The organism is Nocardioides sp. DN36 (assembly GCF_055380375.1).
In genome coordinates, this window is record NZ_AP043823.1 from 4,074,347 (window position 1) to 4,091,386 (window position 17,040).

Annotated in this window: 16 protein-coding genes; 13 read left to right on the forward strand and 3 right to left on the reverse strand. The window is 72.7% G+C overall.

Annotated features, from left to right (window positions below):
• Window positions 1-95: 95 nt before the first annotated feature.
• A complete protein-coding gene (locus ACZ43H_RS20515) occupies window positions 96-764 on the reverse strand; it encodes an RDD family protein (protein ID WP_464586019.1) in 669 nt (222 codons plus the stop codon).
• 191 nt (window positions 765-955) lie between these two features.
• Between ACZ43H_RS20515 and ACZ43H_RS20520 the strand changes: the two genes are divergently transcribed.
• The 11 genes from ACZ43H_RS20520 (at window position 956) to ACZ43H_RS20570 (ending at window position 14,397) form a co-directional block, all read left to right on the forward strand.
• Window positions 956-1,579, forward strand: coding sequence for a PadR family transcriptional regulator (locus ACZ43H_RS20520; protein WP_464586021.1), 624 nt, complete (start codon window positions 956-958; stop codon window positions 1,577-1,579).
• Window positions 1,576-1,722, forward strand: coding sequence for a hypothetical protein (locus ACZ43H_RS20525; protein WP_464586022.1), 147 nt, complete (start codon window positions 1,576-1,578; stop codon window positions 1,720-1,722). The genes ACZ43H_RS20520 and ACZ43H_RS20525 overlap by 4 nt, the downstream gene beginning before the upstream one ends.
• Complete coding sequence (locus ACZ43H_RS20530; protein ID WP_464586024.1) at window positions 1,719-2,438, forward strand: ABC transporter ATP-binding protein; 720 nt, start codon at window positions 1,719-1,721, stop codon at window positions 2,436-2,438. The genes ACZ43H_RS20525 and ACZ43H_RS20530 overlap by 4 nt, the downstream gene beginning before the upstream one ends.
• A gap of 20 nt (window positions 2,439-2,458) precedes the next feature.
• Entirely contained in the window at window positions 2,459-5,116 is a 2,658-nt protein-coding gene (locus tag ACZ43H_RS20535) for an ABC transporter permease (RefSeq protein ID WP_464586026.1), read from the forward strand.
• A gap of 70 nt (window positions 5,117-5,186) precedes the next feature.
• Window positions 5,187-5,852 carry a TetR/AcrR family transcriptional regulator gene (locus ACZ43H_RS20540; protein WP_464586028.1) on the forward strand — a complete coding sequence of 222 codons (666 nt, stop codon included), beginning with the start codon at window positions 5,187-5,189 and terminating at the stop codon, window positions 5,850-5,852.
• The gene (locus ACZ43H_RS20545; RefSeq protein WP_464586030.1) at window positions 5,849-6,643 is read left to right on the forward strand and encodes a TIGR03084 family metal-binding protein; all 795 of its coding nucleotides are present in this window, start codon (window positions 5,849-5,851) and stop codon (window positions 6,641-6,643) included. The genes ACZ43H_RS20540 and ACZ43H_RS20545 overlap by 4 nt, the downstream gene beginning before the upstream one ends.
• 60 nt (window positions 6,644-6,703) lie before the next feature.
• Entirely contained in the window at window positions 6,704-8,446 is a 1,743-nt protein-coding gene (locus ACZ43H_RS20550; protein WP_464586032.1) for an acyclic terpene utilization AtuA family protein, read from the forward strand.
• Between the two features lie 125 nt (window positions 8,447-8,571).
• Window positions 8,572-9,690 (forward strand): acyl-CoA dehydrogenase family protein, encoded by a 1,119-nt coding sequence (locus tag ACZ43H_RS20555; protein WP_464590889.1) that lies wholly within the window; start codon window positions 8,572-8,574, stop codon window positions 9,688-9,690.
• Complete coding sequence (locus tag ACZ43H_RS20560) at window positions 9,687-11,261, forward strand: acyl-CoA carboxylase subunit beta (RefSeq protein WP_464586034.1); 1,575 nt, start codon at window positions 9,687-9,689, stop codon at window positions 11,259-11,261. Before ACZ43H_RS20555 ends, ACZ43H_RS20560 begins: the two co-directional genes overlap by 4 nt.
• Window positions 11,258-13,234 (forward strand): acetyl/propionyl/methylcrotonyl-CoA carboxylase subunit alpha, encoded by a 1,977-nt coding sequence (locus tag ACZ43H_RS20565; RefSeq protein WP_464586036.1) that lies wholly within the window; start codon window positions 11,258-11,260, stop codon window positions 13,232-13,234. Before ACZ43H_RS20560 ends, ACZ43H_RS20565 begins: the two co-directional genes overlap by 4 nt.
• Window positions 13,231-14,397 (forward strand): acyl-CoA dehydrogenase family protein, encoded by a 1,167-nt coding sequence (locus tag ACZ43H_RS20570; protein ID WP_464586037.1) that lies wholly within the window; start codon window positions 13,231-13,233, stop codon window positions 14,395-14,397. The genes ACZ43H_RS20565 and ACZ43H_RS20570 overlap by 4 nt, the downstream gene beginning before the upstream one ends.
• Here the strand turns inward: ACZ43H_RS20570 and ACZ43H_RS20575 are convergent.
• Window positions 14,391-14,885 (reverse strand): MarR family winged helix-turn-helix transcriptional regulator, encoded by a 495-nt coding sequence (locus ACZ43H_RS20575; RefSeq protein ID WP_464586039.1) that lies wholly within the window; start codon window positions 14,883-14,885, stop codon window positions 14,391-14,393. The genes ACZ43H_RS20570 and ACZ43H_RS20575 overlap by 7 nt on opposite strands.
• Before the next feature lie 28 nt (window positions 14,886-14,913).
• Between ACZ43H_RS20575 and ACZ43H_RS20580 the strand changes: the two genes are divergently transcribed.
• Entirely contained in the window at window positions 14,914-15,345 is a 432-nt protein-coding gene (locus ACZ43H_RS20580) for a nuclear transport factor 2 family protein (protein ID WP_464586041.1), read from the forward strand.
• A gap of 25 nt (window positions 15,346-15,370) precedes the next feature.
• The gene (locus ACZ43H_RS20585) at window positions 15,371-16,468 is read left to right on the forward strand and encodes a YihY/virulence factor BrkB family protein (RefSeq protein WP_464586043.1); all 1,098 of its coding nucleotides are present in this window, start codon (window positions 15,371-15,373) and stop codon (window positions 16,466-16,468) included.
• A gap of 7 nt (window positions 16,469-16,475) precedes the next feature.
• On the opposite strand, the gene ACZ43H_RS20590 is transcribed toward ACZ43H_RS20585, so the two are convergent.
• Entirely contained in the window at window positions 16,476-17,036 is a 561-nt protein-coding gene (locus tag ACZ43H_RS20590; RefSeq protein ID WP_464586045.1) for a protein-L-isoaspartate O-methyltransferase family protein, read from the reverse strand.
• Window positions 17,037-17,040: the final 4 nt, after the last annotated feature.

Sequence of the window (17,040 nt, forward strand, 5' to 3'; positions counted from 1 at the left end):
CGAGAGGCGCCCCGGCCGCGGCCGGGGCGCCTCTCGTGCGAGCGCTGTGTCGTCAGCGCTGTGTCGTCAGCGCTGGGTTGATCAGTGCTGGGTCGTCAGCGCTGGGGCTCGTTGACCACGATGGTGCTCATGATCTTGTCCGAGAACGTCTGGCGCTTGGAGTCCCACAGCGGCCACAGGTAGCCGATGTAGCAGATGCTGTCGACGATGTGGCACAGGTAGCGCACGAACGCCATGCCGGCGCCGATCGGCTGACCGGTCTTCTCGCTGATCAGCTTCATCCCGAGGACGCCCTTGCCGATCGAGTAGCCCGTGCGGCCCTGCTTCATGCAGGTGTTCCAGACGAAGAACGCCAGCGAGGTGAGCACGCCGATCAGGATCAGGATCAGCGAGGCGCCCCCACCGTCCATGGAGGTGGTGGTGGTGCCGTCGGCGTTGGTGGTCGTCTCGGCGGAGGCGATGAGCATGCCGTAGCCGATCCAGAGCGGGAAGCCCGCGACGCTGGTGAGCAGCCCGTCGATCAGGTAGGCGCCGACGCGCTTGAACCAGTTCGAGTAGTCGGGGGCGACCGTGCCGTACCCGGGCTGTCCGTACCCGGGCTGCTGCCCGTACGCCGGCTGCTGGCCGTAGGGGTTGGCCTGCCCGTACTGCTGCTGCTGTCCGTACTGCTGGCCGGACTGCTGCTGGGCGTACGGGTCGGGCTGCTGCCCGTACTGGTTCTGCGTGTTGGGGTCCTGCGGCGGGTAGTTCCCGGAGTCGGACATTGCTCCCCCTTCAGGGCGGCATCAAAGGTGCCGTCAGCGTAGTGATGTGTTGCCGCACGGGTGATGCCCTCGCGTCGACGCGCCAAACGTGTCGCGGCCACGAGTTCTGTTCCGGGCGACTGCATACGTGGTATACATACCCGGTATCCATCGGTCACGGGGGCCGGTGGACGACCCTCCGGGAGGCGCGGATGTCGGTCAGGCAGGCACTGCTGGCCCTGTTGGAGCAGGGGCCGATGTACGGCTACCAGCTCCGGGCCGAGTTCGAGCAGCGGACGGGGTCGACCTGGCCGCTCAACGTCGGGCAGGTCTACACCACCCTGACCCGGCTGGAACGTGACGGGCTCGTCGAAGGCACGGGGGCCGACGACGAGGGCCACGTCATCTACCGCGTCACCCCGGAGGGTCGCACCGAGGTCGCGGCCTGGTTCACCACACCGGTGGCCCGCACCCAGCCGCCCCGCGACGAGCTGGCGATCAAGCTGGCCATCGCGGTCACCGTGCCCGGCGTCGACGTCGGTCGCGTGATCCAGCAGCAGCGCTCGGCCACCATGGCGGCGCTGCAGGACTACACCCGGCTCAAGCGCGGCGGTCGCGCCGCGGCGCCGGAGGACCGGGCCGACATGGCGTGGAGCCTGGTGCTCGACTCCCTGGTCTTCGCCGCCGAGGCCGAGATCCGCTGGCTGGACCACTGCGAGGCGCGGCTGCGCCGGGCGGCTGCCGAGCGCCGCCCCTCCTCGGCCGAGCCAGCCTCGTCGGTCGACCCCTCCTTGTCGTCGGTCGAGCCTGTCGAGACCCGGGAGACCCGGCGATGAGCGGGGCCATCCACCAGGAGCAGGCCGCACGGATCGTCCGGGCCGAGACCCGCTGGCTCGACCAGTGCGCGGCCCGGCTGCGCCAGGCCGGCACGGAGCGTGGCCGCGTCCGCCAGCAGGAGACGAAGGAGGTCGCCCGATGAACGCCGTGCTGCAGCTCGAGGCCGTCACCCGGGTCCACGGCGAGGGTGCGACCGAGGTGCGCGCGCTGCGCGGTGTCTCGTTCGCGGCGTACGCCGGCGAGCTCGTCGCCGTCATGGGCCCGTCCGGATCCGGCAAGTCCACCCTGCTCACCCTCTCCGGCGGGCTGGACCAGCCGACGCACGGCACCGTCTCGGTGGAGGGCGTCGACCTCGCGTCGCTGGGGAACAAGGGGCGCGCGCGGATGCGTCGTACGTCCATCGGCTACGTCTTCCAGGACTTCAACCTGATCCCGGCGCTCACCGCCGCGGAGAACGTCGCGCTGCCGCGCGAGCTCGACGGCGAGCGCACGCGCGCCGCGCGTCGCGCCGCCCTCGCCGCGCTCGAGGAGGTCGGCATCCCGGACCTCGCGGACCGGTTCCCCGACGAGATGTCCGGCGGCCAGCAGCAGCGCGTCGCGATCGCGCGGGCGATCGTCGGCGACCGCCGGCTGATCCTGGCCGACGAGCCCACCGGGGCGCTGGACACCGAGACCGGCGAGGAGGTGCTGCGGATCCTGCGCGCCCGCTGCGACGCCGGCGCCGCCGGCGTCCTGGTCACCCACGAGGCTCGGCACGCCGCGTGGGCCGACCGCGTGGTCTTCCTGCGCGACGGGACCGTGGTCGACGAGTCCGGGTCGACGCCGGTCGAGGCGCTGCTCGACGCGGGCGCCCGGTGAGCGGCCGGCGGGATCGCCGGGTGGGTCCTTGGCTGGCGGGCTGGCGGCTCGCGCTGCGGCTGGCCCGGCGCGACGCGCTGCGCTCGAAGGCCCGCAGCATCCTGGTGCTGGTGATGATCGCGCTGCCGGTGCTCGCGGTCACCGCCGCCGACGTGGTGATGCAGACCTCCGACGTCTCGGGTGCCGAGTCCCTCGGCCGGCGGCTCGGCGCGGCCGACGCCCGGGTGACGTTCCAGCACGGTCAGGGGAAGGTCCAGCAGGCCTTCGACCCCGACGAGGCCTCGACGGGCACCGGCGGCGGGGACCAGGGCCTCCCGGCGTCCGGGCTGGCGCGGGTGCGCTCGGTCCTCGGGCCGGACGCGCACGGGATCCGGCTGCGCACCGGGGGCGTCAGCGTCGAGACCGACCGGGGTGCGGTCTACGCCGACGTCACCGGCGTCGACCTGGGCGACCCGCTCGCCCGCGGGCTCTTCGACGTGACCAGCGGGCGCGTGCCGCGCGGGACCGACGAGGTGGTGGTCAACACGGCGCTGGCCGAGCACGGCTTCGCCCGCGGCGACCGGCTCGAGGTGCAGGGGGGTGGCTCGTACACCGTCGTCGGCGTCGGCGAGTCGACGACGTACCGCGACTACCCCGCGCTCGTCGGCGACTCCCGCGACCTCGCCGCCGCCGGTGGGGGCAGCCAGACCTGGCTGGTCGGAGGCGGCGACGTCTCGTGGGACGAGGTGGAGCAGATCAACGCGGTGGGTGGCCTGGTGCTGTCCCGTGCGGTGATGCTCGACCCGCCGCCGGACTCCGAGATCCCGGCGCAGATCCGCAGCTGGTCGACCGGCACCGACGACGCCGTGATCGCGGTGACGGTGCTGATCGTGGTGATGGCGCTGATCGAGGTCGTGCTGCTGGCCGGCCCGGCGTTCGCGGTCGGCGCGCGCCGGCAGTCGCGGTCGCTCGCCCTGATGGCGGCGACCGGGGGCACGCCGCAGCAGGCCCGGCGGGTCGTGCTGGCCGGCGGGGTCGTGCTCGGCGGGGTCGCGGCCGTGCTCGGGGTCGTGCTCGGCATCGGCGCCGCGTGGCTGGCGATGCCCCTCGTGCAGGGGTACTCCAACACGTGGTTCGGCCCGTTCGACGTCCCGTGGCCGCACCTGCTCGGGATCGCGGCGTTCGGCCTGGTCAGTGCCCTGCTGGCCGCGGTGGTGCCGGCCTGGATCGCCTCGCGCCAGGACGTGGTGGCGGTGCTCGCCGGCAGGCGGGGTGACCGCGCGGCGAGCCGACGGTCGCCGGTGCTGGGCGTGGTGCTGCTCGGGCTGGGCGTCGCGGGCGCGACGTACGGCGCGAGCTCGACCCAGAACGGCGAGTACCTCATCGCCGGCTCCGCGATCCTCGCCGTGCTCGGCATGATCCTGCTCGTCCCGATCGTCGTCGTCGCCGTGGCGAGACTCTCGAGGAAGCTGCCGCTGACGGCCCGGTACGCCGTGCGCGACGCCGCCCGGCACCGGACCCGCACCGTCCCGGCGGTCGCCGCGGTGGCGGCCACGGTGGCCGGCGTCGTCGCCCTGGGGATCGCCAACACCAGCGACGACGCCCAGAACCGGGCGCAGTACACCCCGCAGCTCGAGCCGGGCCAGGCCTCGCTCACGCAGTGGGGTGACCAGGGGGAGTGGCCGGCGCTGCGCGCCACGATCGTGCGGTACGTGCCCGACGCCGACATCGCCGAGGTGCGCGGCATCCCGTCGAGCACGGCCGACGGGCGCCAGGTCGACATCACGCTGCGGGCCGGCCGCAACGCCGAGCTGCTCGACACGTGGGGCGGCACCCTGGGCTCGTCGGTGCTGGTCAGCGACGACGGCCTGCCGACCCCCGTGCCGGGTGTCGACGAGGCGGACCTGGCCGGCGCCGACGAGGCGTTGCGGTCCGGCAAGGCCGTCGTGTTCACCACTGCTGACGTGACGAGCGACGAGGTCACCCTGATCGGGAGCACCTACCCCCTGAACGGTGGGCGGGCCAGGACCCTGGGCAAGGTCCACGTGCCGGCGGTCTTCGTGCCCGTGGCCGAGGGGCGGGGCACGCTGCAGGCGGTGGTCCCGTCGTCGGTGCCCGAGGCGTTCGGGTCGCCGGTCGTCACCCCCAGGACCGTCGGGCTGATGGTCAGCGGCACGGAGATCTCCGAGCAGCAGCAGGCCGACGTCGACGAGGCGGTCGCGGGGATCTCCGGCGACGCAGGGTTCTACGTCGAGCGCGGCTACCAGACGCCCGACGAGACGGTGGTCCTGCTGCTCGTCCTCGGCGCCCTCGGAGCGGTCCTGATGCTCGGCGGCACGCTCACCGCGACGTTCCTCGCCCTCTCCGACGCGCGGCCGGACCTGGCCACCCTCGCGGCGGTGGGCGCCTCGCCGCGGACCCGCCGGGGCGTGGCCGCGGCGTACGCCCTCGTCGTCGGCGTGGTCGGTGCCGCGCTCGGGACGGTGGTCGGGTTCATCCCGGGCGTGGCGATCACCTACCCGCTGACCGGCAACCAGTGGATGACCACGGCCGCGGACGGGACGGCGCTGCCCGACCACTTCCTCGACGTCCCGTGGCTGCTCATCGGTGCCCTCGTGGTGGTGCTGCCCCTGCTCACCGCCCTCGTCGTGGGGCTGGCCACCCGCTCCCGGCTGCCCCTCATCGCCCGCCTCGACTGAGCTGAACCGGACCATCCACCATTTAAAGTCAGTCTTGACTGTTTGTTGATGAGGTGAGCATGCTGGGTGGGTGACCAGCCAGGCAGCGGCGACCCGTGGGGCGACCAGGGTCCCGCAGGAGGAGCGCACTCGCGCGATGCGGGCGCGGCTGCTCGACGCGACGGTCGAGTGCCTGGTCGAGCGGGGATTCAGCGGCACCTCCACCACCCTCGTCTCCGAGCGGGCGGGCGTCAGCCGGGGGGCGCAGCTGCACCACTTCCCGACCAAGAACGACCTCGTCGTGGCCGCCGTCGAGCACCTCACCGAGGTCCGCGGCGCCGAGCTCGAGACCGCCTCCCGCGCCCTCCCCACGGGTCCGCGTCGGACGCGCGCGGTGCTGCAGATGCTCGCCGACCACTTCACCTCGCCGGTCTTCACCGCCGCGCTCGAGCTGTGGGTGGCCGCGCGCACCGACGAGACGCTGCTGGCCGCGGTCGCCCCGCTGGAGCAGCGCGTCGGGCGCGAGACCCACCGGCTGACCGTCGACCTGCTCGGCGCCGACGAGTCCCGGCCCGGGGTCCGCGAGCTCGTGCAGGCCACCCTCGACCTGGTGCGCGGCCTGGGCCTGGCCAACACCATCACCGACGACGCCCGGCGCCGCCGCCGGATCCTCGATCAGTGGGCGGCCACCCTCGACGCCGCCCTCGCCCCCGGCCTCGAGCCGACCACCCGACCCACCACCCGGGAGAGCGCATGACCCTGCTCGACGAGCTCCTCGACGACCTGCGCACCGAGGGCGACCTGCTCCGCGACGCCGTCCTCGGGCTGGACGCCGAGGGCTGGCACACCCCCACCCCGGCCGCCGGCTGGGACGTCGCCACCCAGGTCGCGCACCTGCTGTGGACCGACGAGGCCGCCACCGCGGCCGCGAGCGACAAGGAGGCCTGGGACGCCCTGGTCCTCCGCGTGATCGAGGACCCGACCGGGTTCGTCGACGCCGAGGCCCACCAGGTGGCCCGGCTCGCACCCCAGGCGCTGCTGGCGCGCTGGGGCAAGGCCCGCGAGTCGCTCGCGGCCGCCCTGCGGGACCTCCCGGCCGGCGAGAAGATGCCCTGGTTCGGCCCGCCGATGTCTGCGGCGTCGATGGCCACCGCCCGCTTCATGGAGACGTGGGCGCACTCGCTCGACGTGTACGCCGCGCTCAGGCTCGAGCCCGAGAAGAGCGACCGGATCCGGCACGTCGCCCACCTCGGGGTGAGGACCCGCGACTTCGCCTTCTCCGTCCACGGCCTCGACGCACCCGCCGAGGAGTTCCGGATCGAGCTCAAGGCGCCGTCCGGGGAGACGTGGGTGTGGGGGCCGGAGGGCGCGGCACAGTCGGTGACCGGCTCGGCGTACGACTTCTGCCTGCTGGTGACGCAGCGTACGCACCGCGACGACACCGACCTGGTCGCCGCCGGCGAGGACGCCGAGAGGTGGCTGGGCATCGCGCAGGCGTTCGCCGGTCCGCCCGGCGAGGGGCGCAGGCCCGGAGGTCTCGGTGGTTGAGGTGCGAGCGCAGCGAGGAGGCGCCGGTGGTTGAGGTGCGAGCGCAGCGAGGAGGCACCGGTGGTTGAGGTGCGAGCGCAGCGAGCCTCGAAACCCGGACTGGTCGTCGGCAACTGCTCCGGCTTCTACGGCGACCGCCTCTCCGCGATGCGCGAGATGCTCGAGGGTGGTCCGCTCGACGTGCTGACCGGCGACTACCTCGCCGAGCTGACCATGCTGATCCTCGGCAAGGACACGATGAAGGACGCGTCGCTGGGCTATGCGCGCACGTTCGTGCGGCAGGCCGAGGACTGCCTCGGGCTGGCGCTCGAGCGCGGCGTGCGGATCGTGGCCAACGCCGGCGGGCTCAACCCCGCCGGGCTCGCCGACCGGCTGCGCGAGGTCGCGAAGGGGCTCGGCCTCGACGCCGGGATCGCCCACGTCGAGGGCGACGACCTGCGTCCGCTCGCCGGGGAGCTCGGCTGGGAGGGGGCGCTGACCGCGAACGCCTACCTCGGCGGCTTCGGCATCGCGGCCGCCCTGCGCGACGGCGCCGACGTGGTCGTCACCGGCCGGGTCACCGACGCCTCGCTGGTCGTCGGCCCGGCGGTCGCGCACTTCGGCTGGGAGCCCACGGCGTACGACGCGCTGGCCGGCGCCGTGGTCGCCGGCCACGTGCTGGAGTGCGGGACCCAGGCGACCGGCGGCAACTTCTCCGGCTTCCTCACCCTGCCCCGGGACGGCCGGCCGCTGGGCTTCCCGGTGGCCGAGCTGGCCGCCGACGGGTCCAGCGTCATCACCAAGCACGACGGCACCGGTGGCGCGGTCACGGTCGACACGGTGACCGCCCAGCTGGTCTACGAGATCCAGACCAGCCACTACCTCAACCCCGACGTCGTCACCGAGCTGGACTCGGTGCGGCTCGAGCAGCAGGGGCCCGACCGGGTGGCGATCAGCGGCGTGCGCGGCTCGGCGCCGCCGGCACGGCTCAAGGTCTGCGTCAACGAGCTCGGTGGCTTCCGCAACTCGGTGGAGTTCGTGCTCACCGGGCTCGACGTCGAGGAGAAGGCGGCGTGGGTGCGCCGTCAGCTCGCCCCGAGCCTCACCGCCTCGACGGTCTCCTGGACCCGGACGGCCACGCCGCCGCCGGACGCCGACACCGAGGAAGGCGCGTCCTGCCTGCTCCGGTGCACGGTCATGGACCCCTCGCCGGACCCCTGCGCCAAGGCCTTCACCGGCCCCGCGGTCGAGCTCGCGCTCGCGTCGTACCCCGGGTTCACGATGACCGCCCCGCCCGGGGCGCCCACGCCGTACGGCGTCTACCGCGCGGAGTACGTCGACCGCGACCGGGTCACCCACTCGGTCGTGCACGCCGACGGCCGGCGCGAGGTGGTCCCCGAGCCCGACGCGTTCGGCGTGGTGACCCCGGACGCCGGTCGCCGCCCGTCGCCGTACCCGGCTCCTGCCGACGCGCTCAACCGACGGGCGCCGCTGGGCTCGTTCGTGCACGCGCGCTCCGGCGACAAGGGCGGCGACGCGAACCTCGGCCTGTGGGTGGTCCACGACGGCTCGGAGAAGTACGACGCCCGGGTCACCTGGCTCACCAAGCTGATCACGCCCAGGAAGGTCCGCGAGCTGATCCCGGAGGCGGCCGACCTGGAGGTCGAGGTCTACGTGCTGCCCAACCTCGGCGCCGTCAACGTGCTGATCCGCGGGCTGCTCGGACGCGGCGTCGCTGCGTCCACGAGGTTCGACCCGCAGGCCAAGGGCCTCGGCGAGTGGGTGCGCTCGCGGACCGTGCACATCCAGGAGGCACTGCTGTGACCGAGCAGAAGCGCGCGAGGAACGAGCTCGCTGCGTCGCGAGGGCAGGTTGAGCAAGCCCCGCGATCGAGGGACGAGGTCGCGACGGGCGAGTCGAAACCAGAGGATCGCGAGGCCCTCAAGGACGTGGCCCGCGAGTTCGTCCGCCGCGAGGTCGCCCCGCACCTCCAGGAGTGGGAGGACGCCGGGTCGATCCCGCGCGAGCTGCACCTCGCCGCGGCCAGGCAGGGCCTGCTCGGCATCTCGTTCCCGGAGTCGGTCGGCGGCGAGGGCGGCGACCTGCTCGACTCGGTGGCGCTCGCCGAGGCGATGTTCGAGGCAGGGGCGTCGAGCGGGCTGATGGCCGGGCTGTTCACCGCCGGGATCGCTCTGCCGCACCTCGCGGCCAACGGCACGCCCGAGCTCGTCGACCGCTTCGTCCGACCGACGCTCGCCGGCGAGAAGATCGGGTCCCTCGCGATCACCGAGCCCGGCGGCGGGTCCGACGTGGCCGGCATCCGCACCACGGCCGTCCGTGACGGGGACGTCTACGTCGTCAACGGCGCCAAGACCTTCATCACCAGCGGAGTGCGCGCCGACTTCGTGACCACCGCGGTGCGCACGGGCGGGACGGGACACAACGGCGTGAGCCTGCTCGTGATCGAGAAGGGCACGCCCGGCTTCACCGTCGACCGCGCGCTGGCCAAGATGGGCTGGCACTGCTCCGACACCGCCGAGCTGTCCTTCACCGACGTGCGGGTCTCCGCCGCCAACCTGGTCGGCGAGGAGAACGCGGGCTTCTACTACATCGCCGAGCAGTTCGTCGTGGAGCGGATCGCCCTCGCGGTGCACGCCTACGGCATCGCCGCGCGCTCGCTCGCGCTGACCGCGGCGTACTGCCGGGAGCGCGAGACCTTCGGCAGGCCGCTGGTGGCCAACCAGGTGGTGCGGCACAAGCTCGTCGAGATGCACCGGCAGGTCGAGGTCGCGCGCACCTACACCCGCGAGGTCGCCCGCCGTCACGTCTCCCATCGACAGGGTGCTGGGGAGGGCGTGATCGCCGAGGCCTGCCTGGCCAAGCAGACGGCGTGCGACGCCGCGACGTACGTCTGCCACGAGGCCGTCCAGCTGCACGGCGGGACGGGGTACATGCACGGGACCGAGGTGGAGCGGCACTACCGCGACGCCCGGATCCTGCCGATCGGAGGAGGAGCGACCGAGGTGCTGACGGATCTGGCCGCCAAGCTGCTGGGCTACACCGCATGAGCGACAACCGGACCGCGATGCTCGAGAAGATCGCCGAGCTCGACGCGGAGCACGCGAAGGCGGTGGCCGGCGGCGGCGAGAAGTACGTCGACCGCCATCACGCGCGCGGCAAGCTGATGCCCCGTGAGCGGATCGAGCTGCTCATCGACGAGGGCAGCGCGTTCCTCGAGCTGAGCCCGCTCGCCGGCTGGGGCTCGGACTTCACGGTGGGCGCCAGCGTCGTCACCGGCATCGGGGTGATCGAGGGCGTCGAGTGCATGATCACCGCGAACGACCCGTCGGTGAAGGGCGGCGCGAGCAACCCCTGGACGGTCAAGAAGATCTTCCGCGCCTCCCAGATCGCCGAGGAGAACGGCCTCCCGACCGTCGCGTTGGTCGAGTCCGGCGGCGCGGACCTGCCGACGCAGAAGGAGATCTTCATCCCCGGCGGCAAGCTGTTCCGCGACATCACGCGGTCCAGCGCGGCCAAGCAGCCCACCGTGGCGCTGGTGTTCGGCAACTCCACGGCCGGCGGCGCCTACGTGCCCGGCATGAGCGACTACACCGTGATGGTCCGCGAGCAGGCCAAGGTCTTCCTCGGTGGCCCGCCGCTGGTGAAGATGGCCACCGGTGAGGAGTCCGACGACGAGTCGCTGGGCGGCGCCGAGATGCACGCGCGGACCAGCGGCCTGGCCGACTACCTCGCCGAGGACGAGCACGACGCGATCCGGATCGGGCGGCGGATCGTGGCCCGGCTCAACTGGCGCAAGGCCACCCCGAGCGCCGACTCGGCGTACGCGGAGCCGGACCGGGACCCGGAGGGACTGCTCGACCTGATCCCGACCGACCTGAGGGAGCCGTTCGACCCGCGCGAGGTGATCGCCCGGATCGCGGACGGCGTGAGCGCCACCAACGGGCAGGTGTTCGACGAGTTCAAGCCGCTCTACGGCCCGAGCCTGGTCACCGGGTGGGCGCGGATCCACGGCCGCCAGATCGGCATCCTCGCCAACGCCCAAGGTGTGCTGTTCTCCGAGGAGGCACAGAAGGCCACGCAGTTCATCCAGCTCGCCAACCAGGTCGACGTGCCGCTGTTGTTCCTGCACAACACCACCGGCTACATGGTCGGCAAGGAGTACGAGCAGGGCGGCATCATCAAGCACGGCGCGATGATGATCAACGCGGTCTCCAACAGCACCGTGCCGCACATCTCGATCATCATGGGCGCCTCCTACGGCGCCGGGAACTACGGCATGAACGGCCGCGCCTACGATCCCCGCTTCCTGTTCACCTGGCCCAGCGCCAAGTCCGCGGTGATGGGGCCGGCGCAGCTCGCCGGCGTGCTGTCGATCGTGGCCCGCGCGGCCGCGGAGTCGCGGGGCAAGGAGTACGACGAGGCGGCCGACAAGGGGATGCGCGAGTTCGTCGAGGCGTCCGTGGAGGAGCAGAGCCTGCCCTTCTTCCTGTCCGGGATGCTCTACGACGACGGGGTCATCGACCCGCGCGACACCCGCACCGTCCTGGGCATCTGCCTGTCCGTGATCGAGAACAAGGCGTACGCCGGCACCGACCGATTCGGGGTGTTCCGCCCATGACGACCATCGGAACCCGCCCCCTGCGGCGGGTGCTCGTCGCCAACCGGGGCGAGATCGCCAGTCGCGTCTTCCGCACCTGTCGCAAGCTCGGCATCGAGACCGTGGCCGTCCACTCCGACGCCGACGCCGACCTGCCGTTCGTGAGAGAGGCCGACCAGGCCGTCCTGCTGCCCGGCAGTGCCCCGCAGGAGACCTACCTCCGCATCGACCTGCTGATCGAGGCCGCGAAGCGGAGCGGCGCCGACTCGGTCCACCCGGGCTACGGATTCCTCTCCGAGAGCGCCGACTTCGCCCGGGCCGTGCTCGACGCGGGGCTGGTGTGGATCGGGCCGCGACCCGAGTCGATCGAGGCCATGGGGTCCAAGATCGGGGCGAAGCAGCTGATGCGCGAGGCCGGCGTGCCGCTGCTCGAGGCACCGGAGCCGCCGACAGGGGCCGACCTGCCCCTGATCGTGAAGGCATCCGCGGGCGGTGGTGGCCGCGGCATGCGGATCGTGCGCTCGCTCGCGGACCTGTCCGGCGAGATCGAGAAGGCGGGTGCCGAGGCGGAGTCGGCGTTCGGCGACGGGACGGTGTTCGTCGAGCCGTACATCGAGCGCGGGCGGCACGTCGAGGTGCAGGTGGTCGGGACCCGCGACGGCGTCCTCGTCCTCGGGACCCGTGACTGCTCCATCCAACGGCGTCACCAGAAGGTGGTCGAGGAGGCGCCGGCCCCGGCCCTGCCCGGCAGCGCCCTCGAGGAGCAGATGCTCGACGCGGCGCGCCGGGCCGCGGAGGCGATCGAGTACTGGGGTGCGGGGACCGTCGAGTTCCTCCTCGACGAGGAGAACGAGCGCTTCTACTTCCTGGAGATGAACACGCGGCTCCAGGTCGAGCACCCCGTCACCGAGGCGGTCTTCGGGGTGGACCTCGTCGAGATGCAGCTCGACGTCGCCGAGGGCCACGGGTTCAGCGACCTCGTGCTCAGCGAGATCGAGCGGCGTACCGAGGACACCTCGCCGGACCACGGGACCGCCCGCCCCCACGGTCACGCCATCGAGGTCCGGTTGTACGCCGAGGACCCGGCCGCGGACTACCAGCCCCAGTCGGGCCAGCTCACCACCTTCGAGATCCCGCTCGAGGACGGCATCCGGGTCGACGCCGGCTTCGAGACCGGTAGTCAGGTGTCCACGCACTACGACGCGATGCTCGCCAAGGTGATCGCCTGGGCTCCGACCCGTGGCCAGGCCGCGCGGCGGCTCGCCAGCGCCCTGGCGCGGGCCCGGCTGCACGGGGTCGTCACCAACCGCGACCTGCTCGTGTCCGTCCTGCGCGACGAGGCCTTCCTGTCCGGGCAGGTGAGCACCTCCTTCCTGGTTGATCGAACGTTCGTTCAACCCGGGGACGACCTCTCTCGTCGGGCCGCCGCCACGGCCGCGGCCCTCGCGCTCGCAGAGCGGGCCCGGGAGTCGCGAACCGTCCAGGTCGGCATCCCCGTCGGCTGGCGCAACGTGACCTCCCAGCCCCAGGTGACCCGCTTCGAGCACGACGGCGACGAGGCCCGCGTCGAGTGGTTCGGCGGGCGGGACGGCTACCTGGTGGACGGGGTCGTCGTCGTCGCGGCGAGCCCGGTGTCGGTGACCCTGGAGGCCGACGGCGTGCGCACGACGTACGCCGTGGCGGTCAACGGCGACGTCGTGGACGTCGACTCTCCCCGGGGCCACGTCCGCCTGACGCGGGTGCCGCGCTTCACCGACCCGGCGGACGCGGTCGCGAGCGGGAGCCTACTGGCGCCGATGCCCGGCACCGTCGTCCGGGTCGCGGTCGAGGTGGGCGCTCATGTCGAGGCCGGAGCGCCGGTGCTCGTCCTGGAGGCGATGAAGATGCAGCACACCGTGAGCGCGCCGCACGCCGGCACGGTCACCGAGATCGACGTGAAGCCCGGTGCGCAGGTCGCCGCCGGGGAGGTCCTGGCCGTAGTGGAGGAAGCATGACCCAGATCGCGTTCACCGAGTCCGAGGAGCGCCAGGAGCTGCGCAAGGCGGTGGCGAAGCTGGCGAGCAAGTACGGCCGCGAGTGGTTCACCGAGAAGGCCCGTGCCGGGGAGAAGACCACCGAGCTCTGGCTGGAGATCGGCAAGAACGGCTACCTCGGCATCAACATCCCCGAGGAGTACGGCGGTGGCGGCGGCGGCATCGGCGACATCGCGGCCGTCTGCGAGGAGCTGGCCGCCCAGGGCTGCCCGCTGCTGCTGATGGTCGTCAGCCCCGCGATCTGCGGCACCATCATCAGCCGTTACGGCACCGAGGAGCAGAAGCAGCGCTGGCTCCCCGGCATCTGCGACGGCACGGGCACGATGGCGTTCGCGATCACCGAGCCGGACGCCGGCACGAACTCCCACAACATCACCACCACCGCCCGCAAGGACGGCGACGGCTGGGTGCTCAACGGGCGGAAGATCTACATCTCCGGCGTCGACGAGGCCGACAACGTGCTGGTGGTCGCGCGCACCGAAGACGAACGGACCGGCAAGCTCAAGCCCTGCCTGTTCGTCGTGCCGACCGACGCCGAGGGCTTCGAGGCGAAGCCCATCCCGATGGAGATCGTCAGCCCCGAGCTGCAGTTCCAGGTGTTCATCGACGACGTCCGGCTGCCCGCCGATGCCCTCGTCGGCGACGAGGACGGCGGACTGGTGCAGCTCTTCGCCGGCCTCAACCCGGAGCGGATCATGGCCGCCTCGTTCTCCACCGGGCTGGCCCGCTTCGCGCTGGGCAGGGCGGCGGCGTACGCCAAGGAGCGCACCGTCTTCAAGGACGCCATCGGCTCCCACCAGGCGGTCGCGCACCCGCTGGCGCAGTCGCACATCGAGATCGAGCTGGCCCGGCTGATGACCCAGAAGGCGGCGGCGCTCTACGACGCGGGCGACGACATGGGCGCGGGCGAGGCCGCGAACATGGCGAAGTACGCCGCCGCCGAGGCCGCCTGCGACGCCGCCGACCGGGCCGTGCAGACGCACGGTGGCAACGGCATCACCCAGGAGTACGGCATGGCCGGCCTGCTGGTCGCCACCCGGGCGGGCCGGATCGCCCCCGTCAGCCGGGAGATGATCCTCAACTTCGTGGCCATGCACTCGCTGGGGCTGCCCAAGTCCTACTGACCGGCGGGGTCGCGGAGCTCGTCTGGCGGCGGCACCGCCCGGCGCCGGACGGGCTCGTCGAGCTCGAGCAGCCCGAGGAGCTCGGTGACCACGTCGTGGGCAAGGGCCATCCGTTCCTCGCCGACCCGGGCCCCGAGCTCTTGGGCCAGCGACGACCGGGTCCGACGAGCGACGGCGACGGCCTCCCGGCCGCGTTCGCTGAGCTCGACCGGTCGGCGTCGCCGGTCGGCCGGGTCGGCCACCTGCCGGACGTAGCCCAGCGCCAGCATCTCCTTCACGGTCTTGGACATCGCCTGCTGGCTCACGCCGAGCGCCAGCGCGATCTCCGTGGCCGTCGCGGGCCCGGCCAGCAACCGCTGGACGACGTACCCGTGCCGGGGCCGCAGCCCGGGGAGCCCGGCACGCTCCAGCGCACGCACGACCCGGCCGTCCACGGCGCTCCCGGCGAGCGACAGCGCGGTGGGGAGGTCGAGATCGAGATCGGACACACAACCATAGTTGTGTATATTTGATCGCATGACAAGCCAGGCCCGTGACACCGAGTCCGTCGTGCGCCGCTACTTCGCGGTCGTCGGCGACCTGACCTCCACGCCCGCCGACCTCGAGAGCGTGGTCGACCCGCAGGCGCGCTTCGTCGAGCACCCCAACCCCATCGTCCCCGCGGGCGCGACGCGCGACGTCGAGGAGACCCTGGCCGGCTTCGCGGCCGGCAAGGCCCTGCTCCGCGAGCAGGCCTTCGACCTCCACGAGGTGCTCGTGGTGGGCGAGCGGGCCGCGATCCGTGGGACCTGGCGCGGGCGGGTCGGCGTCGACGCCGGGCCGTTCACGGCGGGGACCGAGCTGGTGGCCGAGATGGCCGGCCTGCTCACCGTCCGCGACGGACGCGTCCTCGAGCACGAGACCTTCGACTGCTACCACCCGTTCGGCGGGTCGAGCGGCCGGGTCTGAGGGGGTCGCCCGGTAGCGTGGTGCCGTGGGGAGGATCGTCGACGGCCTGGACCACGGGCAGCGGCGGTTTCCCCCGGTGGCCGTGCCGATCGCCGTCGTCTACAAGTACTTCGACGACCAGGGCAACTACCTGGCCGCGATCCTGACCTACTACGCGTTCATCGCGATCTTCCCGCTGCTGCTGCTCGCCTCCAGCATCTTCGGCTTCGTGCTGCAGGGACGGCCCGAGCTGCAGCAGGAGGTGCTCAGCTCGACGCTGAGCCAGTTCCCGATCATCGGCGACCAGCTCGGCCGGCCCGAGGGCCTGCAGGGGTCGACGGCCGGCGTGGTCGTGGGTGCCCTGGCGGCGCTCTACGGCTCAATGGGCCTCGGCACCGCCATCCAGAACGCCATGAACGTCGCCTGGTCGGTGCCGCGCAACAGCCGCCCCAACCCGATCCTGCTGCGGCTCAAGAGCCTGCTGCTGGTGATCACCGCCGGGCTGGCGGTCGTCACGGTCACCGTGCTGTCCACGCTGGCGAGCAACACCCAGGTCTTCGACGGGGCCGTGAACGGCTGGCTGAAGTGGCTGATCCAGCTGCTCACCGTCGCGCTGATCGCGCTGATGCTGACGCTGCTCTTCCGGGTCGCGGCCGCGCGGCGGCACAGCTGGCGCAGCGCCGCGCCGGGCGCGATCACCCTGGCCGTGCTGTGGCAGCTGCTGCAGTACCTCGGCGCGTGGTACGTCACCCACGTCCTCGCCGAGACCAGCTCGATGAACAAGACCTTCGCGCTGGTCCTCGGTCTGGTCGCCCTGCTCTACGTGGCCTCCGTGATGGGCATGATCGGCATCGAGGTCAACGTGGTGCTGGCCCGGCGGCTCTGGCCCCGGGCGCTGCTCACGCCGTTCACCGACGCGGTCGACCTGACCGACGCGGACCGCAGGGCCTACCGCGCCTACGCGCAGGCGCAGCGGCACAAGGGCTTCGAGACGGTGGAGGTCACGTTCGACGACCTGCCGGCCGTGCGCGAGCCCGAGGAGCCGGCGGCCCTGACGGAGACGACTGCCGAGGAGCCCTCCGAGCAGCCCCCGACCCAGCCCGTGCAGCGCTCAGCCGAGGAGCCGGGTACGCAGCCGGGCTAGTGCCGACTCAGCGCAGGGGCACGAACAGGTACGAGCCGTGGTGGCTCTCCGCGACCTCGCCGTCGGCGTTCTTGGTGACCAGGTCCAGCGACCCGCCCACGGGGACCACCATCCGGCCGCCGGGCGCCAGCTGGTCGACGAGCTCGCCGGGCAGGTGCCCGGCCGCCGCGGAGACCAGGATCCGGTCGTACGGCGCGTGCTCGGGGACCCCGAGCACGCCGGGGGTGGCCGGCACGATCCGCGCCCAGGGCGCGGCGATCCGGGCCAGGTTGGCGGAGCCGAACTCCACCAGGTCGGGCTCGAGCTCGACACCGACGACCTCGCCGAGCGGTCCGACCAGCTCGGCCAGCAGCGCCGTCGACCAGCCCGAGCCGGAGCCGACGTCCAGGACCCGCTGACGGGACCGGACGTCGAGCAGCCGCAGCATGTCCGCGAGGGTGCGCGGCTGAGAGCAGGTCTGGCCGTGCCCGATCATCAGCGGTCCGTCGTACGACGCACGGCGGCGCAGGCCGCGCGGCAGGAAGCCGGAGCGCGGCACAGCACGGAATGCGGCGTCGACGGCATCCATGCCG